At 70.1% G+C, this 24,998-nt stretch carries 20 protein-coding genes and 1 pseudogene; 11 read left to right on the forward strand and 10 right to left on the reverse strand.

Annotation, left to right across the window (positions count from 1 at the left end; genetic code table 11):
- Nucleotides 1–301: 301 nt before the first annotated feature.
- The gene (cobM, locus tag ACFP3H_RS24620; RefSeq protein WP_378609488.1) at nucleotides 302–1,045 is read right to left on the reverse strand and encodes a precorrin-4 C(11)-methyltransferase; all 744 of its coding nucleotides are present in this window, start codon (nucleotides 1,043–1,045) and stop codon (nucleotides 302–304) included.
- Between the two features lie 160 nt (nucleotides 1,046–1,205).
- Between cobM and ACFP3H_RS24625 the strand changes: the two genes are divergently transcribed.
- Both ACFP3H_RS24625 and ACFP3H_RS24630 read left to right on the forward strand, forming a co-directional pair.
- Nucleotides 1,206–1,883: a DUF3105 domain-containing protein gene (locus tag ACFP3H_RS24625; protein ID WP_378609489.1), complete on the forward strand. Its 678-nt coding sequence runs from the start codon at nucleotides 1,206–1,208 to the stop codon at nucleotides 1,881–1,883.
- Nucleotides 1,883–3,079 carry a TerD family protein gene (locus ACFP3H_RS24630; RefSeq protein ID WP_378609490.1) on the forward strand — a complete coding sequence of 399 codons (1,197 nt, stop codon included), beginning with the start codon at nucleotides 1,883–1,885 and terminating at the stop codon, nucleotides 3,077–3,079. The genes ACFP3H_RS24625 and ACFP3H_RS24630 overlap by 1 nt, the downstream gene beginning before the upstream one ends.
- Nucleotides 3,080–3,083: 4 nt before the next feature.
- Here the strand turns inward: ACFP3H_RS24630 and ACFP3H_RS24635 are convergent, their stop codons facing one another.
- On the reverse strand, nucleotides 3,084–3,509 hold the full coding sequence (locus ACFP3H_RS24635; RefSeq protein WP_378609491.1) for a PPOX class F420-dependent oxidoreductase: 426 nt from the start codon (nucleotides 3,507–3,509) through the stop codon (nucleotides 3,084–3,086).
- Nucleotides 3,510–3,829: 320 nt separating this feature from the next.
- The gene (locus ACFP3H_RS24640) at nucleotides 3,830–4,099 is read right to left on the reverse strand and encodes a PIN domain-containing protein (RefSeq protein ID WP_378609492.1); all 270 of its coding nucleotides are present in this window, start codon (nucleotides 4,097–4,099) and stop codon (nucleotides 3,830–3,832) included.
- Between the two features lie 106 nt (nucleotides 4,100–4,205).
- Here ACFP3H_RS24640 and ACFP3H_RS24645 point away from each other — a divergent pair, with 106 nt between their 5' ends.
- Both ACFP3H_RS24645 and ACFP3H_RS24650 read left to right on the forward strand, forming a co-directional pair.
- Nucleotides 4,206–6,104, forward strand: coding sequence for a serine/threonine-protein kinase (locus ACFP3H_RS24645; protein ID WP_378609493.1), 1,899 nt, complete (start codon nucleotides 4,206–4,208; stop codon nucleotides 6,102–6,104).
- Nucleotides 6,105–6,165: 61 nt separating this feature from the next.
- Complete coding sequence (locus ACFP3H_RS24650) at nucleotides 6,166–6,558, forward strand: NYN domain-containing protein (RefSeq protein WP_378609495.1); 393 nt, start codon at nucleotides 6,166–6,168, stop codon at nucleotides 6,556–6,558.
- Between the two features lie 153 nt (nucleotides 6,559–6,711).
- Here ACFP3H_RS24650 and ACFP3H_RS24655 read toward each other — a convergent pair whose 3' ends face one another.
- The 3 genes from ACFP3H_RS24655 to ACFP3H_RS24665 are packed head-to-tail and all read right to left on the reverse strand — an operon-like array spanning nucleotide 6,712 to nucleotide 7,726.
- Nucleotides 6,712–6,990 (reverse strand): helix-turn-helix domain-containing protein, encoded by a 279-nt coding sequence (locus ACFP3H_RS24655; RefSeq protein WP_378609497.1) that lies wholly within the window; start codon nucleotides 6,988–6,990, stop codon nucleotides 6,712–6,714.
- A complete protein-coding gene (locus ACFP3H_RS24660) occupies nucleotides 6,990–7,118 on the reverse strand; it encodes a type II toxin-antitoxin system RelE/ParE family toxin (protein WP_378609498.1) in 129 nt (42 codons plus the stop codon). The genes ACFP3H_RS24655 and ACFP3H_RS24660 overlap by 1 nt, the downstream gene beginning before the upstream one ends.
- Entirely contained in the window at nucleotides 7,115–7,726 is a 612-nt protein-coding gene (locus ACFP3H_RS24665) for an SACE_7040 family transcriptional regulator (RefSeq protein ID WP_378609500.1), read from the reverse strand. The genes ACFP3H_RS24660 and ACFP3H_RS24665 overlap by 4 nt, the downstream gene beginning before the upstream one ends.
- Before the next feature lie 85 nt (nucleotides 7,727–7,811).
- On the opposite strand from ACFP3H_RS24665, the gene ACFP3H_RS24670 reads away from it, so the two are divergent.
- The 7 genes from ACFP3H_RS24670 to ACFP3H_RS24700 all read left to right on the forward strand — a co-directional run bounded on the left by ACFP3H_RS24670 (nucleotide 7,812) and on the right by ACFP3H_RS24700 (nucleotide 17,459).
- On the forward strand, nucleotides 7,812–9,404 hold the full coding sequence (locus ACFP3H_RS24670) for a carboxyl transferase domain-containing protein (protein WP_378609501.1): 1,593 nt from the start codon (nucleotides 7,812–7,814) through the stop codon (nucleotides 9,402–9,404).
- Nucleotides 9,405–9,409: 5 nt separating this feature from the next.
- Complete coding sequence (locus ACFP3H_RS24675; protein ID WP_378609503.1) at nucleotides 9,410–11,437, forward strand: ATP-binding protein; 2,028 nt, start codon at nucleotides 9,410–9,412, stop codon at nucleotides 11,435–11,437.
- The gene (locus ACFP3H_RS24680) at nucleotides 11,434–11,931 is read left to right on the forward strand and encodes a MaoC family dehydratase (RefSeq protein WP_378609504.1); all 498 of its coding nucleotides are present in this window, start codon (nucleotides 11,434–11,436) and stop codon (nucleotides 11,929–11,931) included. Before ACFP3H_RS24675 ends, ACFP3H_RS24680 begins: the two co-directional genes overlap by 4 nt.
- Nucleotides 11,928–12,743, forward strand: a complete 816-nt coding sequence (locus ACFP3H_RS24685; RefSeq protein ID WP_378609506.1) for an HpcH/HpaI aldolase/citrate lyase family protein — start codon at nucleotides 11,928–11,930, stop codon at nucleotides 12,741–12,743. Before ACFP3H_RS24680 ends, ACFP3H_RS24685 begins: the two co-directional genes overlap by 4 nt.
- Nucleotides 12,744–12,794: 51 nt before the next feature.
- The gene (locus tag ACFP3H_RS24690; protein ID WP_378609507.1) at nucleotides 12,795–14,735 is read left to right on the forward strand and encodes an acetoacetate--CoA ligase; all 1,941 of its coding nucleotides are present in this window, start codon (nucleotides 12,795–12,797) and stop codon (nucleotides 14,733–14,735) included.
- Between the two features lie 12 nt (nucleotides 14,736–14,747).
- On the forward strand, nucleotides 14,748–15,971 hold the full coding sequence (locus ACFP3H_RS24695) for a TetR/AcrR family transcriptional regulator (RefSeq protein ID WP_378609509.1): 1,224 nt from the start codon (nucleotides 14,748–14,750) through the stop codon (nucleotides 15,969–15,971).
- 78 nt (nucleotides 15,972–16,049) lie between these two features.
- Nucleotides 16,050–17,459, forward strand: coding sequence for a DUF1254 domain-containing protein (locus tag ACFP3H_RS24700; RefSeq protein WP_378609510.1), 1,410 nt, complete (start codon nucleotides 16,050–16,052; stop codon nucleotides 17,457–17,459).
- Between the two features lie 93 nt (nucleotides 17,460–17,552).
- Here the strand turns inward: ACFP3H_RS24700 and ACFP3H_RS24705 are convergent, their stop codons facing one another.
- The 4 genes and pseudogenes from ACFP3H_RS24705 to ACFP3H_RS24720 form a co-directional block, all read right to left on the reverse strand.
- Nucleotides 17,553–17,768, reverse strand: a complete 216-nt coding sequence (locus ACFP3H_RS24705) for an MbtH family protein (RefSeq protein ID WP_378609512.1) — start codon at nucleotides 17,766–17,768, stop codon at nucleotides 17,553–17,555.
- A complete protein-coding gene (locus tag ACFP3H_RS24710; RefSeq protein ID WP_378609513.1) occupies nucleotides 17,765–19,882 on the reverse strand; it encodes an AMP-binding protein in 2,118 nt (705 codons plus the stop codon). The genes ACFP3H_RS24705 and ACFP3H_RS24710 overlap by 4 nt, the downstream gene beginning before the upstream one ends.
- Complete coding sequence (locus tag ACFP3H_RS24715) at nucleotides 19,882–24,906, reverse strand: amino acid adenylation domain-containing protein (RefSeq protein ID WP_378609515.1); 5,025 nt, start codon at nucleotides 24,904–24,906, stop codon at nucleotides 19,882–19,884. Before ACFP3H_RS24715 ends, ACFP3H_RS24710 begins: the two co-directional genes overlap by 1 nt.
- Before the next feature lie 9 nt (nucleotides 24,907–24,915).
- A pseudogene (locus ACFP3H_RS24720) lies at nucleotides 24,916–24,963 on the reverse strand (hypothetical protein); the annotation flags it as partial.
- Nucleotides 24,964–24,998: the final 35 nt, after the last annotated feature.

Below are 24,998 nucleotides of genomic sequence, written 5' to 3' on the forward strand. Positions count from 1 at the left end.
AAAATGTCCATTGGCACTATCTGTCGGCCGGGTCGCCCTCGTTACACAGTCGAGACCATGCGCCGCGGGTGTCCGACCGCCAGGGCCGGTCTACTCGTCGTAAACCATCGCACCAATCTACCGGTGCGCCCACCCGGCAACCAACCACGTCCATAGCTGCCGAACATAGTCCCTGGTAACCCTTCCGCGGCCGGTTTGCTGACACTTCTCCACACCCGCCACATCGTTGCCCGCCGGTACACATACCGCAGCGAGTGAGGGATGGATCACACCGAGCGGTCTGGTCTCGGTTCGGTGGTGATCACCGGTGGCGCGCGGGGTCGTACAGGTGCGATTGCGCGCAGTCGAGGGATACCGCCAGCGCCCGACCGACCAGGATGACCGCCGCCTGCCGCAGCGCGGCCGCCTCGACCTGGTCGGCGATATCGGTCAGGGTGCCGCGCAGGACGAGCTGTTCGGGCTGACTGGCGCGGTAGACGACCGCGACCGGGCAGTCCGGGCCGTATTCGGCGACCAGTTCCTCGGCCAGCGCCCTGATCCGGGTGATCGCGAGGTGCAGGACCAGGGTCGCGCCGGTGGCGGCGAAGTTCGCCAGCGCCTCGGTCGGCGGCATCGCGGTGGAGCGGGCCCGCGTTCGGGTGAGCACGACCGACTGGACGACCTCGGGGACGGTCAGTTCGGTGCCGAGGGCGGCCGCGGCGGCCGCGTAGGCCGGGACGCCGGGGGTGATGTCCCACGGCACGTGCGCGGCGTCGAGCCTGCGGGTCTGCTCGGTGAGGGCCGAGTAGATCGAGGGGTCGCCCGAGCACAGTCGGGCGACGCTGTGCCCGGCTTCGTGCGCGCGCACGAGGTGATCGATGATCTGGTCGAGGTTCAGGTGCTGGGTGTCGATCAGTTCGGTGCCGGGGGCGCAGTGCACGAGGACCTCCGGGTCCAGGTAGGTGCCCGCGTAGAGGCAGACCTGGCTCTCGCGCAGCAGGGTGACCGCGCGCACGGTCAGCAGGTCGGCCGCGCCGGGGCCCGCGCCGATGAAGTGCACTGTCATGGGGGGAAGTCTAGGGATCGGCGCGGCGGGGGTTTCGCGGCGCCGATGGTTGTTCCGACCGTCGCGCGCGGAGGGGGAATCTGATTCGTCGGAGTGTGGTCGTGGCAGTAGGTTCGGTGTCGGACGGCAGGCGCCGGCGACAGAGGAACGGGGGTCCGCGATGCGGGTTTCGGGTAGCAGTGGGACGCGGGGCGCGGTCGTGTTCGCGGCGGCGGTGTTGGTGGCGGGATGCTCGGCGGGCGAGATCGTCGTGGGTCATCCGCAGGCGTCGCTGGACAGTTTCGCGCCGACCGAGCGCGACAACGACCCCTCGACGCGGATCCGTGGCGTGGTGATCACCGAGATCGCGTCGGGACAGCAGCATGTCACCGCCACCCAGCGCGTCGCCTACCCCTCGATCCCGCCGGTCGGCGGACCGCACGATTCGCGGTGGGCCGATTGCACGGGCGTCGTCTATCCCCAGGCGTTGCGCACCGAGAACGCCGTGCATTCCCTGGAACACGGTGCGGTGTGGATCGCCTACGACCCCGCGCGGGTGAGTGACGCGGATCAGGAGACGTTGAGCGCCAAGGTGACCGGCCGTCAATACACGCTGATGTCGCCCATTCCCGATATGGCGCAGCCGATCTCGCTGCAATCGTGGGGGCATCAACTCACCCTCGACTCCGCCGACGACGAGCGCATCGACCAGTTCCTCGTCGCCCTGCGCGAAAACCCCTACACCACACCCGAAGTCGGCGCGACCTGCTCGTCACCGCTGTTCGACCGCGACAACCCGCCGCCCTACGACCCCACCCCGCCCGGTGCGGACGCGGTGCCGATGTCGGGCGTGCGGTAATGGAACTGACCAAGGGCGCGAACACGGCGGTCCCCGCCCCCGCCGTGCAGATCGCCGTAGCCAGCGCGACCGCGGTGGACATCGCCGCGCTGCTGCTCACCGCCGCCGGAAAAGTGCGCTCCGACAGCGATTTCGTCTTCTACAACCAGCCGATCGCACCCGGCGTGGAAGTGGTCTCGCCCGAGGCCATTCGCGTCACCTTCGCGGCGGTGCCCGGCGAGATCGACAAGATCGTCCTCACCGCCAGTCTCGACGGCTCCGGTCCCGCCGATTGGGGTCGGGCCGGGCCGCCGCGCATCACGGTGACCGACGCGGCGACCGGCGGGGTGCTGGCCACCTTCACGCCGAGCGGCCTCGGACCGGAGACCGCGCTGATCGCGTGCGAGCTGTATCGACGCGACGGTGCCTGGAAGGTTCGCGCGGTCGGACAGGGGTACGCGCAGGGGTTGGCCGGGATCGCCACCGATTTCGGGATCACCGTCGACGACGAGCCGGAACCTGTTGCCGCGCCGTCTTATTCGGCGCCACCGGCACCGATTTCACCCGCGCCCCCGACGCGGTCAGCGGTGCCCGCAGCCGCTCCCGCCGAGCCGCCGCCGTTCGGTCGACCCACCATCGACCTGTCCAAAGGCCACGTCTCCCTGCGCAAGAACGAAACCGTCTCCCTCACCAAGCAGGGCGCGCCGCCGCTGACCAAGGTGCGCATGGGCCTGGGCTGGGACCCGGCCACCCACGGCGCCCAGGTCGACCTCGACGCCTCGGTCATCGCCTACGACCACCACGCCAAGAAACTCACCAACGTGTGGTTCCTGCGCCGCGAGGCCTTCGACGGCGCCATCTCCCACTCCGGCGACAACCTCACCGGCCACGGCGAGGGCGACGACGAGGTGATCACCGTCGACCTGCCCGCCCTGCCCCCGGAGGTTCACGCCCTGGTCTTCACCGTGAACTCCTTCGCGGGCCACAAGTTCGACCAGGTCGGCCGCGCGCACTGCCGCCTGCTCGACGACCACACCGGCGCCGAACTGGTCCGCTTCGAACTGTCCAAGGGCGAACCGACCACCGGGGTCTTCCTGGCCATGCTCACCCGCGGCCCCCACGGCTGGAACATGACCGCCCTCGGCGAGTACTCCAAGGGCGCGACCGTGCGCAAAATGGTCGACCCCGGCAAACAGTTCGTGCTCTCGACCCGCTGAGGCCCTACCCGGTCATATCGAAATGCGCGATGACCTTGGTCGGGCGAACCCGCACCACCATCTCCCCCGGCACCCCGTTGCGCTTCCCGAACTCCTCCGCCTTGTCCCTGCCCATATACCGCGCCGCGATCACCGTCGCGGTCCGCACCAACTCGTCGAGATCCTCGGACAACGTCACCGTCCCCTGCACCTGCACCAACCCGTACGGCGGCTCCTCGAGATCCACACACATCGCCACCCGAGGATCGCGCGCGAACGCCCGCCCCTTCGCCGTGTCCTTGCCCGTATTGAAAACCACCTCGTCCCCCTCCAACACGAACCACACCGGCGTCACCAACGCCCGCCCGTCCCCCGCCACGAACGCCACCTTCCCCGTCCGCGTGCCATGGGAGAGAAACTCACGAACTCTGGGATCAGTGAGGGATGCCATGGGATTCAGGGTAGGTCAGCACGAGGCCGGGGGCGGGGAGCGACAGTCCACTGGTCGAACTAGTTCGCCCGAACTCGCTGTGCCAGGATCACAGACATGGGAGGGGATGAGCGTCAGATCGACCCGCAGGTCCGCGCGTTGCCACCGGAGCAAGTCGGTGCCGACATCCGCGCACAGTTCTGCCGACCGGAGGTCAGGTCCGAGACGATCCGCGAGCAACTCGACAGCCCTCGACGTGTCGTCGGCGAGTTGTGATGCTCAGCGTCCACTGATGGAGTCCGTGCTGGCCCGTGTTGATCGACCCTGATCGTTGGCGGTGGTCAGCTGATTGTTCCCGGCGGGGCGATCCACTGGGTCGGCTGGCCGGTTACCTCCGCGAGCGTCTCGAAGTCGCGGTCGTAGTGCAGTACCGTGACGCGACTCGCCTCCGCGGTGGCGGCGATCAGCAGATCCGCGGCACCGGCGCTGCGATGTTTTCCCTGCTCGGTGAGAAGTTGCTGAACTTCGGGCGTTCGCGTCCACACCCGCTCTGGTATGGGAGCCCAACCGAACAGCTCGCCGAGCAGGCGCTTCTTGCGCAGTTTGGTCACGAGTGTCGCGCGGTAGAAGTCCAGCCACGCTTGGCTGGCGAGCCGGTCGGAGCGTAGGTCTGGGCATGGGACGCAGTAGAGGGCGGCGGGACCATAGACTCAGCCGGTGAGTTCGGATCGGGTAGTGATCGACCGGCGTTTCGAGTTGATCGAGCCGTTGGGTAAAGGCGGGATGGGCACCGTGTGGCGGGCCTATGACGTCGCGTTGCATCGGGAAGTGGCGCTCAAGGAAGTGCGCAATCTCGACGAGTCGGCGACCGATCCGGGGATCCATCGCGAGCGGGTGCTGCGGGAGGCGCGGGCGCTGGCGCGGATCGGGCATCCGAATGTGGTCGCGGTGCACCATATCGTCGATTCCGAGGAGTACGACCATCCGTGGATCGTGATGGAGCTGGTGCGCGGGCGGGCGCTGTCGGAGGTGTTGGCGGGTGGTTCGCTGCCGCCTCGGCAGGTCGCTGAGCTGGGGCGCGGGTTGCTGGGGGCGTTGCGGGCCGCGCATTCGGTGGGGGTGCTGCATCGGGATGTGAAGCCGGCGAATGTGATCGTGCGCGAGGACGGTTCGCCGGTGCTCACCGATTTCGGGATCGCGGCTATCAACGGGATGACCGCGCTGACTTCGACCGGCAGTGTGGTCGGGTCGCTGGATTACGTCGCGCCGGAACGGTTGCAGGGGATCGAAGGGGATCCGCGGTCGGATCTGTGGTCGCTCGGGCTGGTGCTGTACTACGCGGTCGAGGGGCATCAGCCGATGCGGCGCGATTCCGCGGTCGCGACCTTGGCTGCGGTGATCAGCGGGCAGGTGCCGACTCCGCATCGGGCCGGGCCGCTGTCGGGGGTGTTGAACGCGGTGCTCGTCGCGGATCCCGCCCAGCGGCCCGACCCGGCCCGGCTCGATGCCATGCTGGCCGAGGCCGCCGGCTGGGGGGCTGGTCCCGGCACGGGCGGACAGTACTTCGCGACGCCACCCGCCACCTCCGGACAACACGCCATCGTGCCGCCTGCCCACTCCGGGCAGCATCCCGAAGCACCGGCCGCCTACTACGGACAGAACCCAATCGGGCCGACCGCCAACTCCGGGCAGCATCCCGACGCGCCAGCCGCCTACTACGGACAGAATCCGGTCGGGCCGACCGCTCATTCCGGGCAGCATCCCGTCGCACCGAGCGCCCCGTACGGGCAGAACCCAACCGGGCAGCACCCGATCGCCCAGTCGGGGCAAACTCACACGCCCCCAACACCATTCGCTACGGCGTGGCCCGGATCGAGCAACCAGCAGCTGCCTTCCGCATGGCCGGACGGTGTTCAGCAGTCGGGAACGGGCTGGGCTCGATCCGCACCTCCCCGGTCGGCTCCGAACTCCCGACGCTGGGGCCTGCTCGCCGCAGCGGGTGGCATCGCCGCGATCCTCGCCCTGACCGCGGCACTGGTCCTGCGCCCGGACAGCACGGTCTCGGCCACCGACAACCCGTCGACCGAGATCCCCGTCCCCACCGCCGCGTTCCCGATCACCACCACCCCGCGCGCGGGAACCACGACCCCGGGCGGCGCAACCACGGCGGGCCCGACCGCGAACCTGCACGATCCCACGAACCTGCGCGCCGCCCTGGCCGCCCTCGAATCCGCCACCGGCGGAACCGAATTCACCAGAACCACCGTCTACCCCACCTTCATCAACACCGGCGCCCCGGTCCCCAGCCGCCCGAGCGTGTACGACGAGTTCTCCTACCGCGACGGCCGCGCCACCCGCACCGGCCCCGGCGGCGACCTGTCCGAACCCACCGTCTCGCTCAGCATCTTCAACTGGGACGCCGTCCCCGAACTCCTGCGCGTCGCCGAACGCGACCTCGGCGTCCCCGAACCCACCGCCCGCTACCTGATCATCGACCCCGCCTGGACCTTCAACGACGGCCGCCCCACCATGCTGGTCTACGTCAGCGACGACTACGGCGGCGGCTACCTCGCCGCCGACACCACAGGCACCGTCATCGACAAGATCCCGCGCTGATCAGCACCGAGAGCAGGCGTGTCCCGTCGATCCGAGCACGACGCCGGGCACACTGGACGGCATGACCGATGCCAGGCATCTCATCGTGGTGGACGCGGCCAATGTGATCGGCTCGCGAGCCAACGGTTGGTGGAAGGACCGGGCCGGGGCCGCACGCCGCTTGCTCGACGACGTGGCGGGCCTGACCACTCAGCTCCCCGAAACCACCGAGGTCACCGTCGTCCTCGAAGGCGCCGCCAAAGCCGCCGCCGACGGGGCGCAACCCTCCGCCCCGCGAATGACCGTAGTCCTCGCACCACGCTCGGGCGACGACAAGATCGTCGACGTGGTCGCCGAAGCGAACTCCCACGAACAGATCACCGTCGTCACCGCCGACCGCGAACTCCGCACCCGAGTAGAAGCCCACGGTGCCGACACAGTCGGCCCCGGCTGGCTCTGGAAGCAGCTCGACTGACCACTAACGCCGTTGGTCGTCCAACAGATCGGTGACCGTCCCGCTGACTCGAATCGGATCAGGCGCCGGCCCCTTCAGCTCGCGCGCAGTCGAATACGACCTTCCATGCTCAATCGCGTCAACGCGGACGACCGCTCGGCGGGGACGCGCGGTTCATGCCGCACGGACACTCATCTCGACGTGCATACCCGCTGCGACAACCATGTTGACCAGTGCGTCCAAGCTGAACAGGCCGATTTTGCCGCGCATCAGGTCCGACACGCGAGGCTGTGTCACGCCGAGCCGTTCGGCAGCTGCCACCTGGGTCCACTCGGAACGCTCGATGTGCTCTGTCAGCGCGATCATCAACCTCGACCGCAGCCGCATGTTCTCCGCTTCCGGTGGGGTGTCCTCGATCGCATCCCACACGCTGTCGAACGTCTCGTCCGCCATCAGCGTTCTCCTTTCCCGCTTGCAACACCGGCCCTGGCATATCGCTTCGCCGCCAGTGCCAGATCAGAATCCAGTGTCTTCTGAGTCTTCTTCTGAAAGCAGTGCAGTACAAGGATCGGTCGACTCACGCGGAGGGTGTCTGCGCGCCCAGTGCGGCCAGGGCCATGTGGCGTAGTACCGGGCGGGCGCGGGAGGCGCTGGCGGCGGAGGCGCTGTGGGGGGTGGAGTTGATGAGGCCGAAGGCGGCGTGGGCTTGGATGCGGGCGGTTTCCTCGGGAAGGGCGGGGGTGAGGTCGCGCAGGATGCCTACCCAGATCTCTACGTAGTGGCGTTGGGTGCGGCGCAGGGTGCGGCGGTCGGGGGTGGGGACGTTGTCGAGGTCGCGGTCCTGGATGCGGATGAGTTCGGGGTTGCCGAAGGCGAAGTCGAGGTGGAAGTCGACCAGGGCGGGCAGGGCCGCGGTGGGGGTGGGTGCGGCGGCGACCACGGCGCGGCCGCCCGCGAGCAGGCGTTCGCTGCAGCCGACGAGGAGTTCGACGAGCAGGGCCTCTTTGTTCGCGAAGTGGCGGTAGACGGCGGGGCCGCTGATGCCGACGGCGGCGCCGAGGTCGTCGAGGCGGACGCCGAGGAAGCCGCGGTCGGCGATCAGGCGCGCGCCCGCGGCGAGCAACTGTTCGCGGCGCTGGGCTTTGAGCAGCTCGCGGCGGGTCGCCTGGACCGGCTCGGTGGTCGACATCGGACACCCCCTCTGGACATCTTGGTTAACCAAGATTAACCTGAATTTCAGTTATTGGCGATTAACCGGATGAGAGAATGGCGTGATGACGGTTACCGACGATCGCACCCGGACGAGTAATCGGGACGCGCACGCCGCCCTGGTCACCGACCTGCGGCAGCGACTGGCCACGGCCGCGCTCGGCGGTCCGCAGAAGTCGCGGGAGCGGCATGTGGCCAGGGGCAAGCTACTCCCCCGCGAGCGCGTCGACCAGCTGCTCGACCCGGGCAGCCCGTTCCTCGAGCTGGCCCCGCTGGCGGGCAACGGCATGTACGACGACGAGTGCCCCGGCGCGGGCATGATCGCGGGCATCGGCCGGATCTCGGGGCGCGAGTGCCTGATCCTGGCCAACGATCCCACGGTCAAGGGCGGCACCTACTACCCCATCTCGGTGAAGAAGCACCTGCGCGCGCAGGAGGTGGCCGCGCAGAACAACCTCCCGTGCGTGTACCTGGTGGAGTCCGGCGGCGGGTTCCTGCCGCGCCAGGACGAGGTGTTCCCCGACCGCGAGCACTTCGGGCGGATCTTCTTCAACCAGGCGAACATGAGCGCCAGGGGCATCGCGCAGATCGCGGCGGTCATGGGTTCGTGCACCGCCGGTGGCGCGTATGTGCCCGCGATGGCCGACGAGGCGGTGATCGTGCGCGATCAGGGCACCATCTTCCTTGGCGGTCCGCCGCTGGTGAAGGCGGCGACCGGCGAGATCGTCACCGCCGAGGATCTCGGTGGCGGCCTGCTGCATTCGCGCACCTCCGGTGTCACCGACCATCTGGCCGAGGACGACCGCGACGCGCTGCGGATCGTGCGCGATATCGTCTCCACCCTCGGCCCCCGGCCCGAGGCCCCGTGGGAGGTGCTGCCGAGCACCCCGCCCGCCAAGCCAGAGGACGAGCTCTACGACGTGGTCCCGGTCGACCCGCGCACGCCCTATGACGTGCACGAGGTGATCGATCGAATCATCGACGGCGAGAGCGGTTTCCAGGAGTTCAAGGCCGAATACGGCAAGAGCCTGGTCACCGGTTTCGCGCGGATCCACGGCCACCCGGTCGGCATCGTGGCCAACAACGGCGTGCTGTTCAGCGAATCCGCCATGAAGGGCGCGCATTTCATCGAACTGTGCGACAAGCGCAAGATCCCGCTGCTGTTCCTGCAGAACATCAGCGGCTTCATGGTCGGTCGCGATTACGAGGCGGGCGGTATCGCCAAGCACGGCGCGAAGATGGTGACCGCCGTGGCGTGCGCGCGGGTGCCGAAGCTGACCGTGGTGATCGGCGGCTCCTACGGCGCGGGCAACTACTCCATGTGCGGGCGCGCGTATTCGCCGCGCTTCCTGTGGATGTGGCCGAACGCGCGCATCTCGGTGATGGGTGGCGAGCAGGCGGCCTCGGTGCTGGCGACGGTGCGCGGCGATCAGCTCGACAGCGCGGGCAAGCCGTGGTCGGCCGAGGATCAGGAGGCGTTCAAGGCCCCGATCCGCGAGCAGTACGAGACCCAGGGCAACCCCTACTACGCCACCGCGCGCATCTGGGACGACGGCGTGATCGCGCCCACCGACACCAGAACTGTGCTCGGACTTGCCCTTTCGGTGTGCGCGCAGGCGCCGCTCGAACCCGTTTCCTACGGCGTCTTCCGGATGTGAGCGACATGCTGAACAAGAACCACCCCGTCGACTTCGACACCGTGCTGGTCGCCAATCGTGGCGAGATCGCGGTGCGGGTCATCAAGACGTTGCGCGCCATGGGGATTCGCTCGGTCGCGGTGTACAGCGACGCCGATGCCGGTGCTCGCCATGTGCGCGAGGCCGATGTCGCTGTCCGCCTCGGGCCCGCGCCCGCTCGCGAGAGCTACCTGTCGATCGAGAAGGTCGTCGACGCGGCGGTGCGCTCCGGCGCGCAGGCCGTGCACCCGGGTTATGGCTTCCTGTCGGAGAATTCGGATTTCGCGGCGGCGCTGGCCGACGCGGGGATCGTGTTCCTCGGACCGCCCGCGAAGGCCATCGAGGTGATGGGCGACAAGATCACCGCGAAGAAGACGGTGACCGCGTTCGGGGTGCCCGTGGTGCCCGGCATCGCCGAGCCCGGCCTGACCGATGATCAATTGATCGCCGCCGCGGTGGAAATCGGCTATCCGGTGCTGGTGAAGCCGTCCGCCGGTGGTGGCGGCAAGGGTATGCGTCGGGTCGAGCGGCCCGAGGATCTGCCCGCCGCGCTGGTCAGCGCGCGACGCGAGGCCGGCGCGGCCTTCGGCGACGACACGCTGTTCCTCGAGCGGTTCGTGAACCGGCCGCGCCACATCGAAGTGCAGGTCCTGGCCGACAAGTTCGGCAATGTGGTGCATCTCGGTGAGCGCGAGTGCAGCTTGCAGCGCAGGCATCAGAAGGTGATCGAAGAGGCACCCTCGCCCCTGCTCGACCCCGCGACCCGGGCCCGGATCGGCACCGCCGCGTGCAATACGGCGCGCAGTGTGGACTATGTGGGCGCGGGCACGGTGGAGTTCATCGTCTCGGCCGATCAGCCCGATGAGTTCTTCTTCATGGAGATGAATACCCGCCTGCAGGTGGAACATCCGGTGACGGAGATGGTCACCGGGGTGGACCTGGTGGAATGCCAGGTGCGGGTGGCCGCCGGGCAGAAGTTGGCGCGCACCCAGGACGAGATCCACCTGGTCGGGCACGCCATCGAGGCGCGGGTGTACGCGGAGGATCCGGGTCGCGGGTTCCTGCCCACCGGCGGTCCGGTGCTGGCGCTCGTGGAGCCGGAAGGCCCCGGGGTGCGGGTGGATTCGGGGATCTCGGTCGGCACCGCGGTCGGCAGCGACTACGACCCGATGCTGTCGAAGGTGATCGCGCGCGGCAACACCCGGGCCGAGGCGCTCGCCGCGCTCGACCGCGCCCTGGAACACACTGTGCTGCTGGGGGTTACGAGCAATATCGAGTTCCTGCGGTTCCTGCTCGCCGACGACGACGTGCAGGCGGGTCTGCTCGACACCGCGCTGCTGGATCGTCGCGTCGCCGATTTCCATCCGGCCACCGTCACCGACGACGAATTCATCGCCGCCGCGGCCTATCACTGGCTGCGGCGCTGGCCGAGCACCGGCGGGGACCTCTGGTCGACGCCGTCCGGCTGGCGGCTGGGCGAGCCCGCGCCGACCTCGATCCGGCTCGCCGCGGGTGATCAGGTCGCGCACGTCTTCATCACGGGCACCCCGGCTTCGGCGACTGTGCGCGTCGAAGACGGTGCGGTGCAGCAGCTCTCGGCCGACGGAACCGCGCAGGACATCGCGGTCACCCTCGACGGCCTGCGCCGGGTGTATCGCGTCGGCGAGGACGACGGGCAACTGTGGCTGAGCCACGACGGCAAGGTCGCGGCCCTGCGCGAGGTCGACGAGGCGAGTGTCCGAGGCGACGCCGCCCACGTCGGTGACGCCGAAATCCGCAGCCCCATGCCGGGTTCGGTGATCGCCGCACCGGTCGAGAACGGCGCGAGCGTCGCCGTGGGCGATCCGGTCATCGTCATCGAGGCCATGAAGATGGAACACGCCCTCACCGCGCCGGTGGCGGGCACGGTGGAGGTGCTCGTCGCACCGGGCACCCAGGTGAAGCTGGACCAGGTGCTGGTCCGCGTCATCGCCCACCCGGCCGAGACCACCGAAGCGGAAGGCAGCAAGGCATGACCGGAGACACTGTGAGCGACCACCGACGCGTCGTCCAACGCGGGCTGTGGTTCGAGGAGTTCGAGATCGGCACGGTCTACGAGCACCGGCCCGGCCGCACCATCACCGAGGCCGACAACGTCCTGTTCACCACCCTGACCATGAACACCCAGGCCCTGCACCTGGACGCGGCCTTCGCCGACGCGCTGCCGCCGTTCAACCAGCGCCTGGTGAACTCGATGTTCACCCTGTCCACCCTCGTCGGGCTCTCGGTCGCCCAGCTCACCCAGGGCACGCTGGTCGCCAACCTCGGCTTCTCGGAGATGACGGTGCCCGCGCCGCTGTTCCACGGCGACACGATGTACGCCGAAACGCTGGTCACCGACAAGCGCGAGTCCAAGAGCCGACCGGGTGAGGGCATCGTGAGCCTCGCCCACACCGCCCGCAACCAGCACGGCGTGGTGGTCGCGACGGCCGTGCGGCAGACGCTGGTGCGCAAGGCCCCCGTCGCATGAGCGGGTGGCAGCCCAGTGGGCCCGCGTGGCTGTTCTGCCCGGCGGATCGCCCCGAGCGGTTCGCCAAGGCCGCCGCGGTCGCCGATGTGGTGATCCTCGACCTCGAGGACGGAGTCGCCGCCGGGGACAAGGCGGCGGCCAGGCAGGCGCTCATCGACACCCCGCTCGACCCGCGGCACACGGTGATCCGGGTGAACGCGGCCGACACCGCCGACTACGCCGCCGACCTCGCCGCACTGGCGCGGACGCCGTATCGGCGGGTCATGTTGCCCAAATGTGAGTCGGCAGAACAGGTTCGCAACCTGGGCGACTACGAGGTGATCGTGCTCGTGGAGTCGCCGCTCGGCGCGGTGCGGGTGGCCGAGACCGTCGCGGTGGACAACGCGATCGGCGTGATGTGGGGTGCCGAGGATCTGGTCGCCGGCCTCGGCGGCAATTCGAGTCGCCACGCCGACGGCAGCTACCGCGACGTGGCCCGGCACGTGCGCTCCACCAGCCTGATCGCGGCGAAGGCGTTCGGGCGGTTCGCGATGGATTCGGTGTATCTGAACATCAAGGATCTCGACGGGCTCGCCGCGGAGACGCTCGACGCGGTCGCGGTCGGCTTCGACGCCAAGGTCGCGATCCACCCGAGCCAGGTCGCGGTCATCCGCGACGGCTACGCGCCCGACCCCGACGAACTCGACTGGGCCCGCCGGGTGCTGGCCGAGGTGCCGAACCATCGCGGGGTGTTCGCGTTCGAGGGCCGGATGGTCGACGCGCCCGTGCTGCGGCATGCCGAGCGGATCGTGCGCCGGGGCGAGGATAGGTAGCGCGTCATCCGGGTATGCCGGGAGTTACCCAGTTCAGAGGAGGACAGCGGAGTGCAACCACAGTGGGTGCCGAGCGCATCCGACATCGCGTCGGCTCGGATCACCGATTTCGCTCGCTTCGTCACCGCGCGCACCGGCGACGAATACCCCGACTACCAGGCCCTGTGGCAGTGGTCGGTCGACGATGTCGCGGGTTTTTGGCAGGCGGTGTGGGACTACTTCGAACTCGGGGAGACCGCGGGCGAGGTTCTCGCCGCGCGCGAGATGCCGGGGGCGCGGTGGTTCCCCGGCACGCGGTTGAACTATGTCGATCAGATCGTGCGGATGGCGCAGTTCGGTCGTCCGGCGATCCTCGCGCTGCACGAGGACGCCGAGCCGAGGGAGGTGTCCTGGGCCGAATTGATCGACCAGGTCACGGTGTTCGCGCGGACTCTGCGCGAACAGGGAGTCGAGGCCGGTGACCGGGTGGTCGGGTACCTGCCCAATATCCCGGAGGCCGTCGTCGCCTTCCTCGCCACCGCCAGTATCGGCGCCGTGTGGAGCGCGTGCGGGCAGGACTACTCCGCCAAGGCGGCGCTGGATCGGCTCGGTCAGTTGGATCCGAAGGTGCTGGTCACCGCCGACGGTTACCGGTTCGGCGGCAAGGCGCACGACAAGCGCGACGAGATCGCGGCCATGCGTGACGGGCTGAAACTGGCTGCGACCGTGGTGGTTTCGCAGCTCGGGCTCGAGGTGCCCGACGCGATCTCGTGGTCGGACGCGGTGGCCGACGCGGGGCTCGGCGTTATCGAGACCACGCCGGTCGATTTCGATCATCCGCTGTGGGTGGTGTTCTCCTCCGGGACCACCGGGCTGCCGAAGGGGATCGTGCACGGGCACGGCGGGGTACTGCTCGAGCATCTCAAAGCCGTGGCGCTGCAATCGAATATCGGCGCCGAGGACACGTTCTTCTGGTACACCAGCCCGAGTTGGATGATGTGGAACTTCCAGGTGGCGGGGCTGCTGGCCGGGGCCACCATCGTCACCTACGACGGGAGTCCGACCGCCGGTGGGCCGGATGCGCTGTGGCGCTTGGCCGCTCAGGTCGGCGCCACCGTGTTCGGGACCAGCCCCGGCTATGTGCTGGGCTGCATCAAGGCCGGGTGTGTGCCGCGGGACGAGCACGATCTGTCGGCCCTGCGGTCGGTGGGGATCACGGGATCCTCGCTGCCGGTGTCGAGTGCGCTGTGGTTGAACGACCATGTGGGCGAACATGTTCAGGTCAATTCGATCAGCGGCGGCACCGACGTGGTGTCGGCGTTCGTGGGCGGCGCGCCCACCGTGCCGGTGTGGCCGGGTGAGCTGTCCGCGCCCTACCTCGGTGTGGCGCTCGACGCCTTCGACGAGCAGGGCGCACCCGTGCGCGGGGAGGTCGGCGAACTCGTCGTCACCGCGCCCATGCCGTCGATGCCGGTCAGCTTCTGGCGTGACGAGGACGGAAAGCGCTACCGCGCCGCCTATTTCGACACCTATCCCGGCGTGTGGCGCCACGGCGACTGGATCACCCTGACCGAACACGGCAGCATCGTCGTGCACGGCCGCTCCGACTCCACCCTCAACCGCCACGGCGTGCGGATGGGCAGCGCCGACATCTACCAGGTCGTCGAACAGTTCCCCGAGATCGCCGAAGCCCTCGTGATCGGCGCCGAACAACCCGACGGCGGCTACTGGATGCCCCTGTTCGTCGTCCTCGCCCCCGGCGCCGAACTCACCGACGACCTGAAAACCCGCCTCGCGTCGGCGATCCGCACCGAGGTCTCCCCCCGCCACGTCCCCGACGAGATCCGCGAGGCCCCCGGCATCCCCCACACCCGCACCGGCAAGAAGCTCGAGGTTCCCATCAAGAAGCTCTTCCAGGGCGCCGACCCCGCCCGCGTCGTCGAGCGCAGCGCCGTCGACGACCCGGCCCTGCTCGACTGGTACGCCCGAATCACCCCGCCCGACAGGCCCTAATACACTTCTCGTATGAATGTCGGCGAGTCTCGTGGGGCGCGTGGGTCTGGTGGGGTTACCGGGGAGGTCGTGCGACGGCGGCCCAAGAATCGGCGGGCGCAGATCGCGGCGTCGTCGGCGGTGGCGTTCGGGGCGGCCGGGTATCACGGCGTGAGCATGGAGGACATCGCGTCCGGGCTCGGGATCAGTTCGGCGGCGCTGTATCGGCACTATCCGAGCAAGTACGCGCTGTTCCGCGACGAGCTGCTGCGGGTCGGGCAGGCGTTCACGGCCTCGATCGCGGCCTCGGCGCAGGGGCATCTGCCCGCGTCAGAACGGTTGCGGCACATGCTGACCGGGCTGATCGGCGCGACGGTGGAGAATCGGGCGACGGTGCGGTTGGTGCGCTGGGAGGGCCGCTACCTCGAGCCGACCGATCGGGTCGTGCTCGACGAACAGCAGGGTGCGGTGCTGGTCGCCCTCGACGAGCAGCTCGCGGTACTGCGGCCGGAATTGACCTCGGCCGAACTGCGCATGGTGTCCACGGCGATGCTCGGGGTGATCACCAGCATCGCCGACCACCACGCGGCGCTGCCCATCCGCACCATGAACGCACTGCTCGGTTCGGCGTGCGCGGCCTTGACCAGTAGTGAATTGCCGCCCGCCGCAACCGTTTCGGAGCTGGGCGCGCGTGCGGAGATCCCGGACTCGTTCAAACACGAACTGCTGCTGCGCAAAGCGGTGGACCTGTTCCACAAGCGCGGGTACCCGAACGTGAGCGTCGAGGACATCGCCTCGGCGGCGGGGTTGTCGGCGGCCTCGGCGGTGTACCGGTTCTATCGCGGCAAGAGCGACATCCTCGCGGCCGCCTTCCGCCGAGCCGCGGATCGGGTGTCGGCGGCGATCGGACCCGCCGTCGCGAGCACCCCCGACAGCGGCGCCGCGCTGGGCATGCTGGTCGACCAGTTCGTCGCCGACACCTTCGACGAGCGGGCGCTGGCGGTGGTCTACTACGCCGAATTCGGGCACGTGCCCGCCGAGGAACGGGCGGTGCTGCGCAATATCCAACGGTTGAGCGTGCAGGAATGGGCGCGGCTGGTGCGCGAGGTGCGCCCGGAACTGTCGGTGGCCGAGGCGCGGTTCCTGGTGCACGCGGCGTTCGCGATGGTCATCGACCTCGGACAGCGGTTCGGTGACGACCCGATCGCGGGCCGGGAACGGGTCGGATTCCTCATGCGGCGGGTGCTGTTCGGCTGAGCGGTTCACCCGTTGCGTATGAGGCGGCGGGTGCGCGCCCCGGATTAGGCTCGGCGATCACCGTCGAACGGAGCGTGCATGGATCCCCGCGCAGGTGCGCTGAGCAGGCGATCATTGCTCGGGCTCGGTGCTGCGGTGGCGGTGGCCGCGGTGGTGCCCGGCTGCGGGGACGACGCGGTCCCCGCGCCGGCGCCGACCAGCGGGCCCGTCGACGTGCTCGGCCTGGCGATCGACGCCTACATCTTCGGCTATCCGATGATCATGCTCGACCTCATGCGCGCGGCCAGCGGGCCGACCAACACCTTCGACCACGCCGTGCTGCCCGATCCGCACGATCGCGGGGTGGCCCGGCTCAGCCACGACATGGTGTATTCGCAGGCGTGGCTGAACCTGCGCGACGAGCCGCTGGTGTTGCAGATTCCGGGGATGGAACCCGACCGGTACTGGCTGTTCCAGGTGATCGACGGGTGGGGCAACACGGTGCACGATCTGACGAGCAAGACCCCGCGCACCGGCTCCGACGATCCGCCCTACACCTATGCGATCACGGGGCCGAGCTGGGAGGGCGAGTTGCCCGCGGGGATGACGCGGCTGTCGAGTCCGTCGATGCTGTGCACGCTGGTGGGTCGGATCCAGATCAACGGGAGCGCGGACTCACCGAAGGTCGATCAGTGGCAGCAGAAGATCAAGTTGATCCCGTTGAGCGCGTGGAAGCGCGGTGAGCTCGACCGGACGGTGAGTCGGGTACACCCGATCGACCGGGGGCCCGAACCGCCGGTGAAGCGCATCGCGGCGATGGACGGGCGCACCTACCTCGATCGGTTGTGCCGGGTGATGCTGACCGATCCGCCCTCGGCCGCGGACCAACCGTTGATGGACCGGATCGCCGCGATCGGGGTGCTGCCCGGCGGGACCGTCGACGCCCAGCCCGCCGATGTGCTCGACGAGGCGGTGCGCCAGGCCAAGCGTCGCATTGTCGAGTGGTCCGATCCGACCGCGCGCCGGGTGAACGGGTGGGAGATCCCGATCGATCTGGCCAGCTTCGGCACCGACTACCTGCGTCGCGCGGCCAACACCATGTACTCCCCCGGTTTGGCGCCGCTGCGCGACATCCTCTACGCCAACCAGCAGGTCCCCACCACCGACGACCAGGGCCGCCCCCTGCGCTACCGGATCCGTTTCGCCCCCGGCCAGTGGCCGCCGGTCAACGCCTTCACCTCCATCACCGCCTACGACACCCAGGGTTTCCTCGTCCCCAACCCCGCCCACATCTACTCGGTAGCCCACTTCCCCCGCCCCGTCGCGGCCCCCGACGGTTCAGTGGAATTCGCTGTCCAACAACAAGACCCGAGCCCCGACATCCCCACCAGCAACTGGCTCCCCATTCCCCCCACCGGCGACGTCATCCTCACCCTTCGCCTCTACGCCCCCCGAGAAGAAGCCCTCGACGGCACCTGGCAACCCCCACCCCTCACCCGCCTCGACTGAGTTGTCGCAGCCGGGCGGTCACGGTCAGCCGGATCGTCGCTGCCGCGGCACCCGGGAAGGTCGGACACAGGGCGAGCGCGTCGCGGCAGCGGGTCAGGGTTTGTTGGACATGGCGGCGATGAGGGAGTTGGGGCGCATGTCGAGCCAGTGGGATTCTACGTAGTTGAGGCAGGTGGTTCGGGGGGCGGCGCCGAAGGCTACGGTCCAGCCGCCGGGGACGGCGGCGAAGGTGGGCCAGAGGGAGTGTTCGCCTTCGGAATTGACCAGGACGTAGAACTGGGCGTTGTCGTCGTCGAACGGGTTGGTCATCGGGGGGCCTTTCCGGTCAGGGTGGCGAGGTGCGCCAGGGTGGTGGGGGTGCCTTCGACGCGGGTGTGGGCGAGGGCGGCGGTGCGGTGGAGGCGGTCGCCGGCGGGGAGGTCGTGGTAGGGGGTGAAGTCGGTGGTGGTGATGGCGTGGGCGGCGAGCAGGTCGGCTAATCGGGTGGGGTCCGGCGGGTCGGACAGGACCACGGTGGCGCCGACGCGCAGGGGCAGCAGGTAGCCGTGCCAGGTGCCGGGTTCGCCGGTGTGGGACTGGTGCAGGTGCACGTCGCGGGCGGTGAGGTGGTGGCGCGACTGCATGGCGGTGAGGCGGTGCACGGCGGCGGCGTGGCTGATGGTGAGGCTGTGGGTGGCGCCGGGCGGGAACAACACGAAGGCGGGGTGCCGTGGCAGCACGGGCGCGCGGTGCTCGTCGCGGGTGAGGGGGTCGGTGGCGTAGGTCGACAGCGGGATCCGGTCGATGGTGACCGACGGCACGTCGTAGGTGGCCGGGCGGCCCGAGGTCGTCAGGGCCAGCGCGGGCTCGGCCATCGGCGGGAGCAGCGGGTTGGCGGTGTCGATCGGCACCACCGCGCCACCGGCTTTGAGCACCGCGTAGGCGGCGACCAGGAACTCGATCGAGCGTGGAACATCCACGAGCACTGTCGATTCCGGGCCGATGCCAAGGGCGATCAGGTATCTGGCGAGTTGGTTGGTGCGCCGGTCGAGGTCACCGTAGGTGATGATCGAGGTCGGGCCGTCGGTCGGCGCATGGACGACGGCCGGGTCGAAAGGGGTCGCGGCGGCCTGGGCTTCGAACTCGTCGAGGAGCAGCTCGCCCGGCAGCGCGCCGACGCGGGGCTCGGCGAAGGGGCCGTCGTCCACGCGGCCGACGAACTCGATCTCGGGGGTCCAGGCGTCGCCGGGCGGCCTGCGCCGGACCAGGTCGCCGGTGGCGAACATGCGATCGTCGACGGGGCCGATGGGGTTGGCGAGGAAGGTGGCGGCGGTGGCCTGCCTGCCGAGGTAGCCGCGCGCCAATTGCACACCGCTGACATAGAGTTCGCCGATCTCGCCGTCGGCCACGGGGCGCAGGTGTTCGTCGAGGATGAGCAGTTCGACGTCGTCGGCGGCGGAGCCGAACGGGACCATGTCCAGGTCGGCGCCGGTCACCTCGTGGGCGACGCACTCACCGGCGGTCTCGGGGCGGCCGTAGACGTGCCACAGGGTCGCGCCGCTCACCGAGCGTAGGGCGGCGGCGGTGTGCGCGAGCTGGGGACCACCGGAGCCCAGGACGATGCGCAGGGAGTCCAGGCGCTCCTCGGCATCGGGCAGGGCGGCCAGTTCGGCGAGCTGACGGTGGTCGAAACAGGCTGCGGTGACGTGGGTTTCGGCGATGGCATCGGCGAGCGAGGGCTTCGGCGAGACCACCAGGGTGGCACCGGTTTGCAGGGCCAGCAGCATCTCCCCCACCGCGGCCTGGTCGGTCAGCGGCGCGTGCCAGAGCACGGAGTCACCGCCGCCGATCCCGCACAGGCGCTGGCGCCAGGACGAATTCGCCTGGGCCGCACGGTGTCCGACGACGACGGCGGCCGCGGCGTGCACGTCGACGACCAGGTAGGCCGGGTTGTCGGCGCCGGGCCCCGGTAGTTCGTCGGGGGTGAAATCGGCGGTGGCGTCGGTGTAGAGGACGGGAATGCCGTCGGGGTGGGCGATGCCGTAGCTGGTGAGGATCAGCGTGGGCGCGGCGAGGGCGACGGTGCGGTGCTGCACCTCGTCGGCGGTGTCGGGGTCGAGCAGGACGAACGCCCCGCCCGCGGCGATCACCGCGTGCACGGCGATGACGAGTTCCGCCGAGCGCGGCAGCGCGACCGCGACGGTGGTCTCGGGGCCGATGTTGTGGGCGACGAGGGCGGCGGCCAATTCGTCGACGCGCCGGGCCACTTCGCCGTAGGTGAGCCAGATCTCGCCGTCGCGCACGGCGAGGGCGTCGGGTTCGTCGGCGGCGAGGGCGTCGAAGGCGGCGAACAGGGTCGCCGGGTCACGTGGTCGATCACCTGCCAGGTCACGCAGGAGCGCGGCGAGGGTGGCGGCGGTCGGGACCGAATCCGTGTGCGACATCAGAGTTTTCCTTCCGAGTCGTCAGCCGACCCTGTCCCGGCGATCACCGCGACAGCATCGGTCACCAGTGTGTGGAGAGTGGAGGTGAGCCCGGCGGCACCCAGCGCGCCGAGCACGCCGGGGACCAGCCCGGCCAGCGCGACGTTGACCAGCGCTTCGGGTTTCATCTTCGCGCCCATCGCCTTGCTCACGGCGGTGAGTTTGGCGTCGAGTGCTCCGTAGGAGATGGCGTGCTCGCCGTGGGCGAAGGCCACGGTCGCCGGCGCGAGCCGAGCCGCCGAGCCGACGAGGCTCGGGAGGTCGGCGAGGGTGTAGGTGGGGGTCGGGGTCTTCTCGGCGTCGGTGCGCAGGTCGATGGCGCGCACCACCACCGTGGGGTCCTCGGCGACGGCGGCGAGGACGAGGCGGAATCGTTCGGACAGGGTGCGGATGGTCGATTCGTCGAAAAGGTCGGTGGCGTAGCCGAAGTGGACGTCGAGGCCGTCGATCGTGCCGTCCTCGGCGTAGCGCTGCAGGGCGGTGAGGTGCAGGTCGAACTTGGCTTCGGTGAGGCCGGGGTCGAGGGTGGTGACGCGCAGGCCGGGCAGGTCGATGCCGCCGGGGGGCATGTTCTGGAAGGTGAGCATCACCTGGAACAGCGGGGTGTGGGCGCCGGTGCGCACGCGGCCCATGGCGTCGACGACCTGTTCGAAGGGGACGTCGGCGTGCGAGAGGGCGGCGAGGTCGCGGCGTTTGGCCTGGGCGAGCAGGTCGGTGAAGGGGGCGCGGGAGTCGACCTCGGTGCGCAGGGCGACGGTGTTGACGAACATGCCGACGAGGTCGTCGAGTTCGCGGGCGCCGCGACCGGCCACCGGGGCGCCGATGGTGATGTCCGTGGTGCCGGACTGCTTGGCCAGCAGGACCGCAAGCGCGCTGTGGACGACGGTGAACAGGGTGGTGCCGTTGGTGCGGGCCACCTCGTCCAGGGCTCGGGTCAGCGTCGAGTCGATGTCGAATTCGACGGTCGCGCCGCGCATTTCGCGTCGGGTAGCGCGGGGACGATCCGTCGGGAGGGCGAGGACTTCGGGGGCGCCGGCGAGTTCGCGGGTCCAGTAACTGAGCTGCTCGGTGAGCACGCTGTCGGGGTCGGATTCGGCGCCGAGCAGCTCGCGCTGCCAGGTGCTGAAGTCGCCGTACTGGATATCCAGTGGGGCCCAACCGGGTTCGCGGCCCTGGCTGCGATCGACGTAGGCGCGCACCAGGTCTCGGGTGAGCGGTTCGATCGAGTAGCCGTCGGCGCTGATGTGGTGGACCACGACGACGAGGACGTGGTCGTCGGCGCCGAGGGTGTAGAGGGCGATGCGGACCGGCGGGGCGGCGGTGATGTCGAAAGGCTGGGCGACGAGGGCGGTGATGCGGGCCTCGACCGCGTCGGGCGCGACCGGGATCGGGGTGAGATCCACCGCGCCCGCCCAGGCGGGCATCACCTGCTGGACCGGGCCCGCGGCGGTGTCGGGGTAGCGGGTGCGCAGGGTGTCGTGGCGGGCGAGCAGGTCCGCGATCGCCGCCCGCAGGGCGGGCAGGTCGAGATCGCCGGTGAGGCGGATCGCGGCCGGGATGTGGTACGCGGCGGACTGGGGGGCGAGCTGGTGCAGGACCCACATGCGCTGCTGGGCGGGCGAGAGGACGGCGGGGCCCTCGGTGGTGCGCTTGACCAGCGGCGGGCGGGCCGAGGTGGGGTCGAGGTCGGCGAGGTGGGCGGCCAGGGCGGCGACGGTGGGGGCGTCGAAGACCGCGGCGACCGGGACCTGCGCGCCGAGGGCGGCGCCGAGGCGGGCGGCCAGGCGGGTCGCCATCAGCGAGTTGCCGCCGAGGGCGAAGAAGTCGTCGTCCAGGCCGGCGCCACGGCTGCCGATGACCTCGGTGAAGGTGTCGGCGACGAGCTGTTCGAGCGGGGTGGCCGGGGCGCGGAAGGTGGCCTCGGCGAACTCCGGTTCGGGCAGGGCGGCGCGGTCGACCTTGCCGTTGGCGTTGAGCGGCAGGGCGTCCAGCACCACCAGGGCGGCGGGGACCATGTAGGCGGGCAGCTCGGCGGCGAGTTCGGTACGCAGTCGGGTGGCGACGACGTGTTCCGCGCCCGGGGTGAAATCAGCTGCGGCGTAGGCGATCAGGCGGGTGCCCGCGCGCTCGTCGCGCTTGGCCACGGCGACGGCGGCGCGCACGTCGGCGCAGCGCAGCAGGGCCGTTTCGACCTCGCCGAGTTCGATGCGGAAGCCACCGATCTTGACCTGGAAGTCGGCGCGCTCGAGGTATTCGAGGGTGCCGTCGGCCCGCCAGCGGACGACGTCGCCGGTGCGGTACATCCGCGCCTCGGGGGCGAAGGGGCTGGCGACGAAGCGGTCGGCGGTGAGGGCGGGGCGGCCGTGGTAGCCGCGGGCGAGCTGGTCGCCCGCGAGGTAGAGCTCGCCTGCCACGCCGATCGGGACCGGGTGCAGTCGGGCGTCGAGGACGTAGAGGGCACTGTTCCAGGCGGGAGTGCCGATCGGGACCACGTGCGTCGGGTCCTGTGCCACTTCGTATTCGGTGATCGAGACGGCGGCCTCGGTGGGGCCGTACAGGTTGTGCAGGGTGGCGGTGGTGGCGGCGCGGAACTGGGTGGCGGTGGCCGCCGGGAGCGCCTCGCCGATCGCGAGGACCGCGCGCAGCGAGGACGGCAGGGCGGTCTCGGACGCGAGCAGCATGCCGATCAGGGACGGGACCGCGTGCAGGACGGTGACGCCGTGGTCGGACATGGTGGCGCGCAGGCGATCCGGGTCGCGTTCGTCGCCGGGGCGGGTGACGACCAGGGCACCGCCGCTGGTCAGCGGGGACCAGAATTCCCAGACCGAGAGGTCGAAGGTGGCGGGGGTCTTCAGCAGGACGCGGTCGGTGGTGGTCATGGCGAAGCGGTCGTGCAGCCAGGCGAGCTGGTTGACCACGGCGGCGTGCGGGACGGTGACGCCCTTGGGCAGGCCGGTGGAGCCGGAGGTGAAGATGACGTAGGCGGGGTGCTCGGGGCGCAGCGGGGCGATGCGGTCGGCATCGGTGATCGGTGCGGTCGAGACCTCGTGCAGGGCAGTGTGATCCAGTTCGAAGACCGGCGCGTCCACGGCGATCGGGAGGCCGTCGGCGGCGGTGGTGAGCACGCACAGCGGGGCCGCGGTGTCGAGGATGTAGGCGATGCGGTCGGCCGGGTGATCGGGGTCGATCGGGACGTAGGCGCCGCCCGCGCGCACGACGGCGTGCATGGCGATGACGAGGTCGAGGCTGCGGCGCATGGCCAGGGCGACGGTGCGTTCCGGGCCGACGCCTTCGGCGATCAGCAGGTGGGCGACATGGTTGACGCGGGCGTCGAAGGTCGCGTAGTCGAGTTCGATCGCACCATCGGTCAGCGCGAGGGCTTCGGGGGTGCTGTTCGCCTGTCGCACAACCAGTTCGGCGAGGGTGGTGGCTTCGACGGGGTGGGTGGTGTCGTTCCAGGTGTCGAGCAGGACGGTGCGGTCGGTGGCGAGTAGGTCGAGGTCACCGACGGCGGTTTCCGGTGCGGCCGTGACGGATTCGAGGACGCGGCGGAACGCGGCGGCGAAGCGCGCGGCGGTCTCGGGGGCGAACAGGTCGGTGGCGTAGCCGAGGGCCATGTCGATGCCGGCGGGGGTGCCGTCGGCGGTGTAGTTGTCCATGGCGAACAGGTGCAGGTCGAACTGGGCTACGCCGGAATCGAATTCGATGTTCGAGACCGTGAGGCCGGGCAGTTCCAGCAGGCCGCGGTCGTGGTTCTGGAAGGAGTAGCCGACCTGGAACAGGGGGTGGCGTGCGGTGGAGCGGGCCGGGTTGAGGACCTCGACCAGGCGCTCGAAGGGGACATCGGCGTGGGAGAAGGCGGCGATGTCGGTGCTGCGGGCGGTGGTGAGCAGGTCGGTGAAGGGGCGCTCGGCGGCGACGGGGGTGCGCAGGACGAGGGTGTTGACGAACATGCCGATCACCTCGTCGAGCTCGGCTTCGCCGCGACCGGCGTTGGGGGTGCCGACGGCGATGTCGGCGCTGCCGGACAGGCGCGCGAGCAGGGCGGCGAAGGCCGCGTGGACCACCATGAACAGGGTGGCGCCGTGGGTGCGGCCCAGGGCGGTCAGGGCGGTGTGCAGGTCGGCGTCGAGGGTGAAGGTGACCTTGTCACCGCGCAGGGACTGGCGGGCCGGGCGCGGGTGGTCGGTAGGCAGGGCCAGCTGGTCGGGCAGGCCGGCGAGCTGGGACTGCCAGTAGGTGACCTGCTGGGCGGCCACCGAATTCGGGTCGGCCTCGTCGCCGAGGAGTTCGCGCTGCCACAGGGCGTAGTCGGCGAACTGGACGGCGGGCGGGGCCCAACCGGGGGCGGTGTCGGCCAGGCGGGCGGTGTAGGCGCGCATGAGGTCGGCGACGAAGGGGGCGATGGAGGAGCCGTCGGCGGCGATGTGGTGCAGGACCGCCGCCAGGACGAATTCGGTCTCGGTGACCTTGAACAGGCGCATGCGCACCGGGATCTCGGTGGTGACGTCGAAGGTGGTCTCGGCGAGGGCGCGGATCGCGGCGGGCAGGTCGTCAGCCGAGGTCGGGACGGGGGTGAGGAGCGACGCGGCGGCGATGGTGGTGTCGGTCGGGTTCGACGCGGCGCCGGCTGCCCTGGCTAGCTCTGCCAGGGCCTCGGTGGCGGTGACGATCGACTGCACCGGGGTGCCGTCGAGTTCGGGGTAGACGGTGCGCAGGGATTCGTGGCGGGTGATCACGTCGGCCATCGCCGCCTGGAGGGCGGTCAGGTCGAGGGCGCCGGTGAGGCGCAGGGCGAAGGGGATGTTGTAGGCGACCGAGGCGCGGTCGAAGCGGTTGAGGAACCACATGCGCTGCTGGGCCGGGGACAGCGGCAGCAGGTCGGGGCGGGCGCGGCCGACCAGGGCGGGGCGGTCGATCTTGGTCTCGGCGTCGATGGCGGCGGCGAGGTCGGTGACGCGGGGGGCCTCGAACAGGGTGCGCACGCCGACGCGGCGGTCGAGGGTGGCGCCGATGCGGGCGACGGCCTTGGCGGCGAGCAGGGAGCTGCCGCCGAGGGTGAAGAAGTCGTCGTCGG

Origin of the sequence: Nocardia lasii, from assembly GCF_042658545.1 — a bacterium.
Lineage (GTDB): Bacteria > Actinomycetota > Actinomycetes > Mycobacteriales > Mycobacteriaceae > Nocardia > Nocardia lasii.

Excerpts from the sequence above, each read along its gene's own strand:
- cobM (WP_378609488.1), bottom strand. The coding sequence starts at position 1,045 with ATGACAGTGCACTTCATCGGCGCGGGCCCCGGCGCGGCCGACCTGCTG.
- ACFP3H_RS24625 (WP_378609489.1), top strand. The coding sequence starts at position 1,206 with ATGCGGGTTTCGGGTAGCAGTGGGACGCGGGGCGCGGTCGTGTTCGCG.
- ACFP3H_RS24630 (WP_378609490.1), top strand. The coding sequence starts at position 1,883 with ATGGAACTGACCAAGGGCGCGAACACGGCGGTCCCCGCCCCCGCCGTG.
- ACFP3H_RS24635 (WP_378609491.1), bottom strand. The coding sequence starts at position 3,509 with ATGGCATCCCTCACTGATCCCAGAGTTCGTGAGTTTCTCTCCCATGGC.
- ACFP3H_RS24650 (WP_378609495.1), top strand. The coding sequence starts at position 6,166 with ATGACCGATGCCAGGCATCTCATCGTGGTGGACGCGGCCAATGTGATC.
- ACFP3H_RS24655 (WP_378609497.1), bottom strand. The coding sequence starts at position 6,990 with ATGGCGGACGAGACGTTCGACAGCGTGTGGGATGCGATCGAGGACACC.
- ACFP3H_RS24665 (WP_378609500.1), bottom strand. The coding sequence starts at position 7,726 with ATGTCGACCACCGAGCCGGTCCAGGCGACCCGCCGCGAGCTGCTCAAA.
- ACFP3H_RS24670 (WP_378609501.1), top strand. The coding sequence starts at position 7,812 with ATGACGGTTACCGACGATCGCACCCGGACGAGTAATCGGGACGCGCAC.
- ACFP3H_RS24675 (WP_378609503.1), top strand. The coding sequence starts at position 9,410 with ATGCTGAACAAGAACCACCCCGTCGACTTCGACACCGTGCTGGTCGCC.
- ACFP3H_RS24680 (WP_378609504.1), top strand. The coding sequence starts at position 11,434 with ATGACCGGAGACACTGTGAGCGACCACCGACGCGTCGTCCAACGCGGG.
- ACFP3H_RS24685 (WP_378609506.1), top strand. The coding sequence starts at position 11,928 with ATGAGCGGGTGGCAGCCCAGTGGGCCCGCGTGGCTGTTCTGCCCGGCG.
- ACFP3H_RS24695 (WP_378609509.1), top strand. The coding sequence starts at position 14,748 with ATGAATGTCGGCGAGTCTCGTGGGGCGCGTGGGTCTGGTGGGGTTACC.
- ACFP3H_RS24700 (WP_378609510.1), top strand. The coding sequence starts at position 16,050 with ATGGATCCCCGCGCAGGTGCGCTGAGCAGGCGATCATTGCTCGGGCTC.
- ACFP3H_RS24705 (WP_378609512.1), bottom strand. The coding sequence starts at position 17,768 with ATGACCAACCCGTTCGACGACGACAACGCCCAGTTCTACGTCCTGGTC.
- ACFP3H_RS24710 (WP_378609513.1), bottom strand. The coding sequence starts at position 19,882 with ATGTCGCACACGGATTCGGTCCCGACCGCCGCCACCCTCGCCGCGCTC.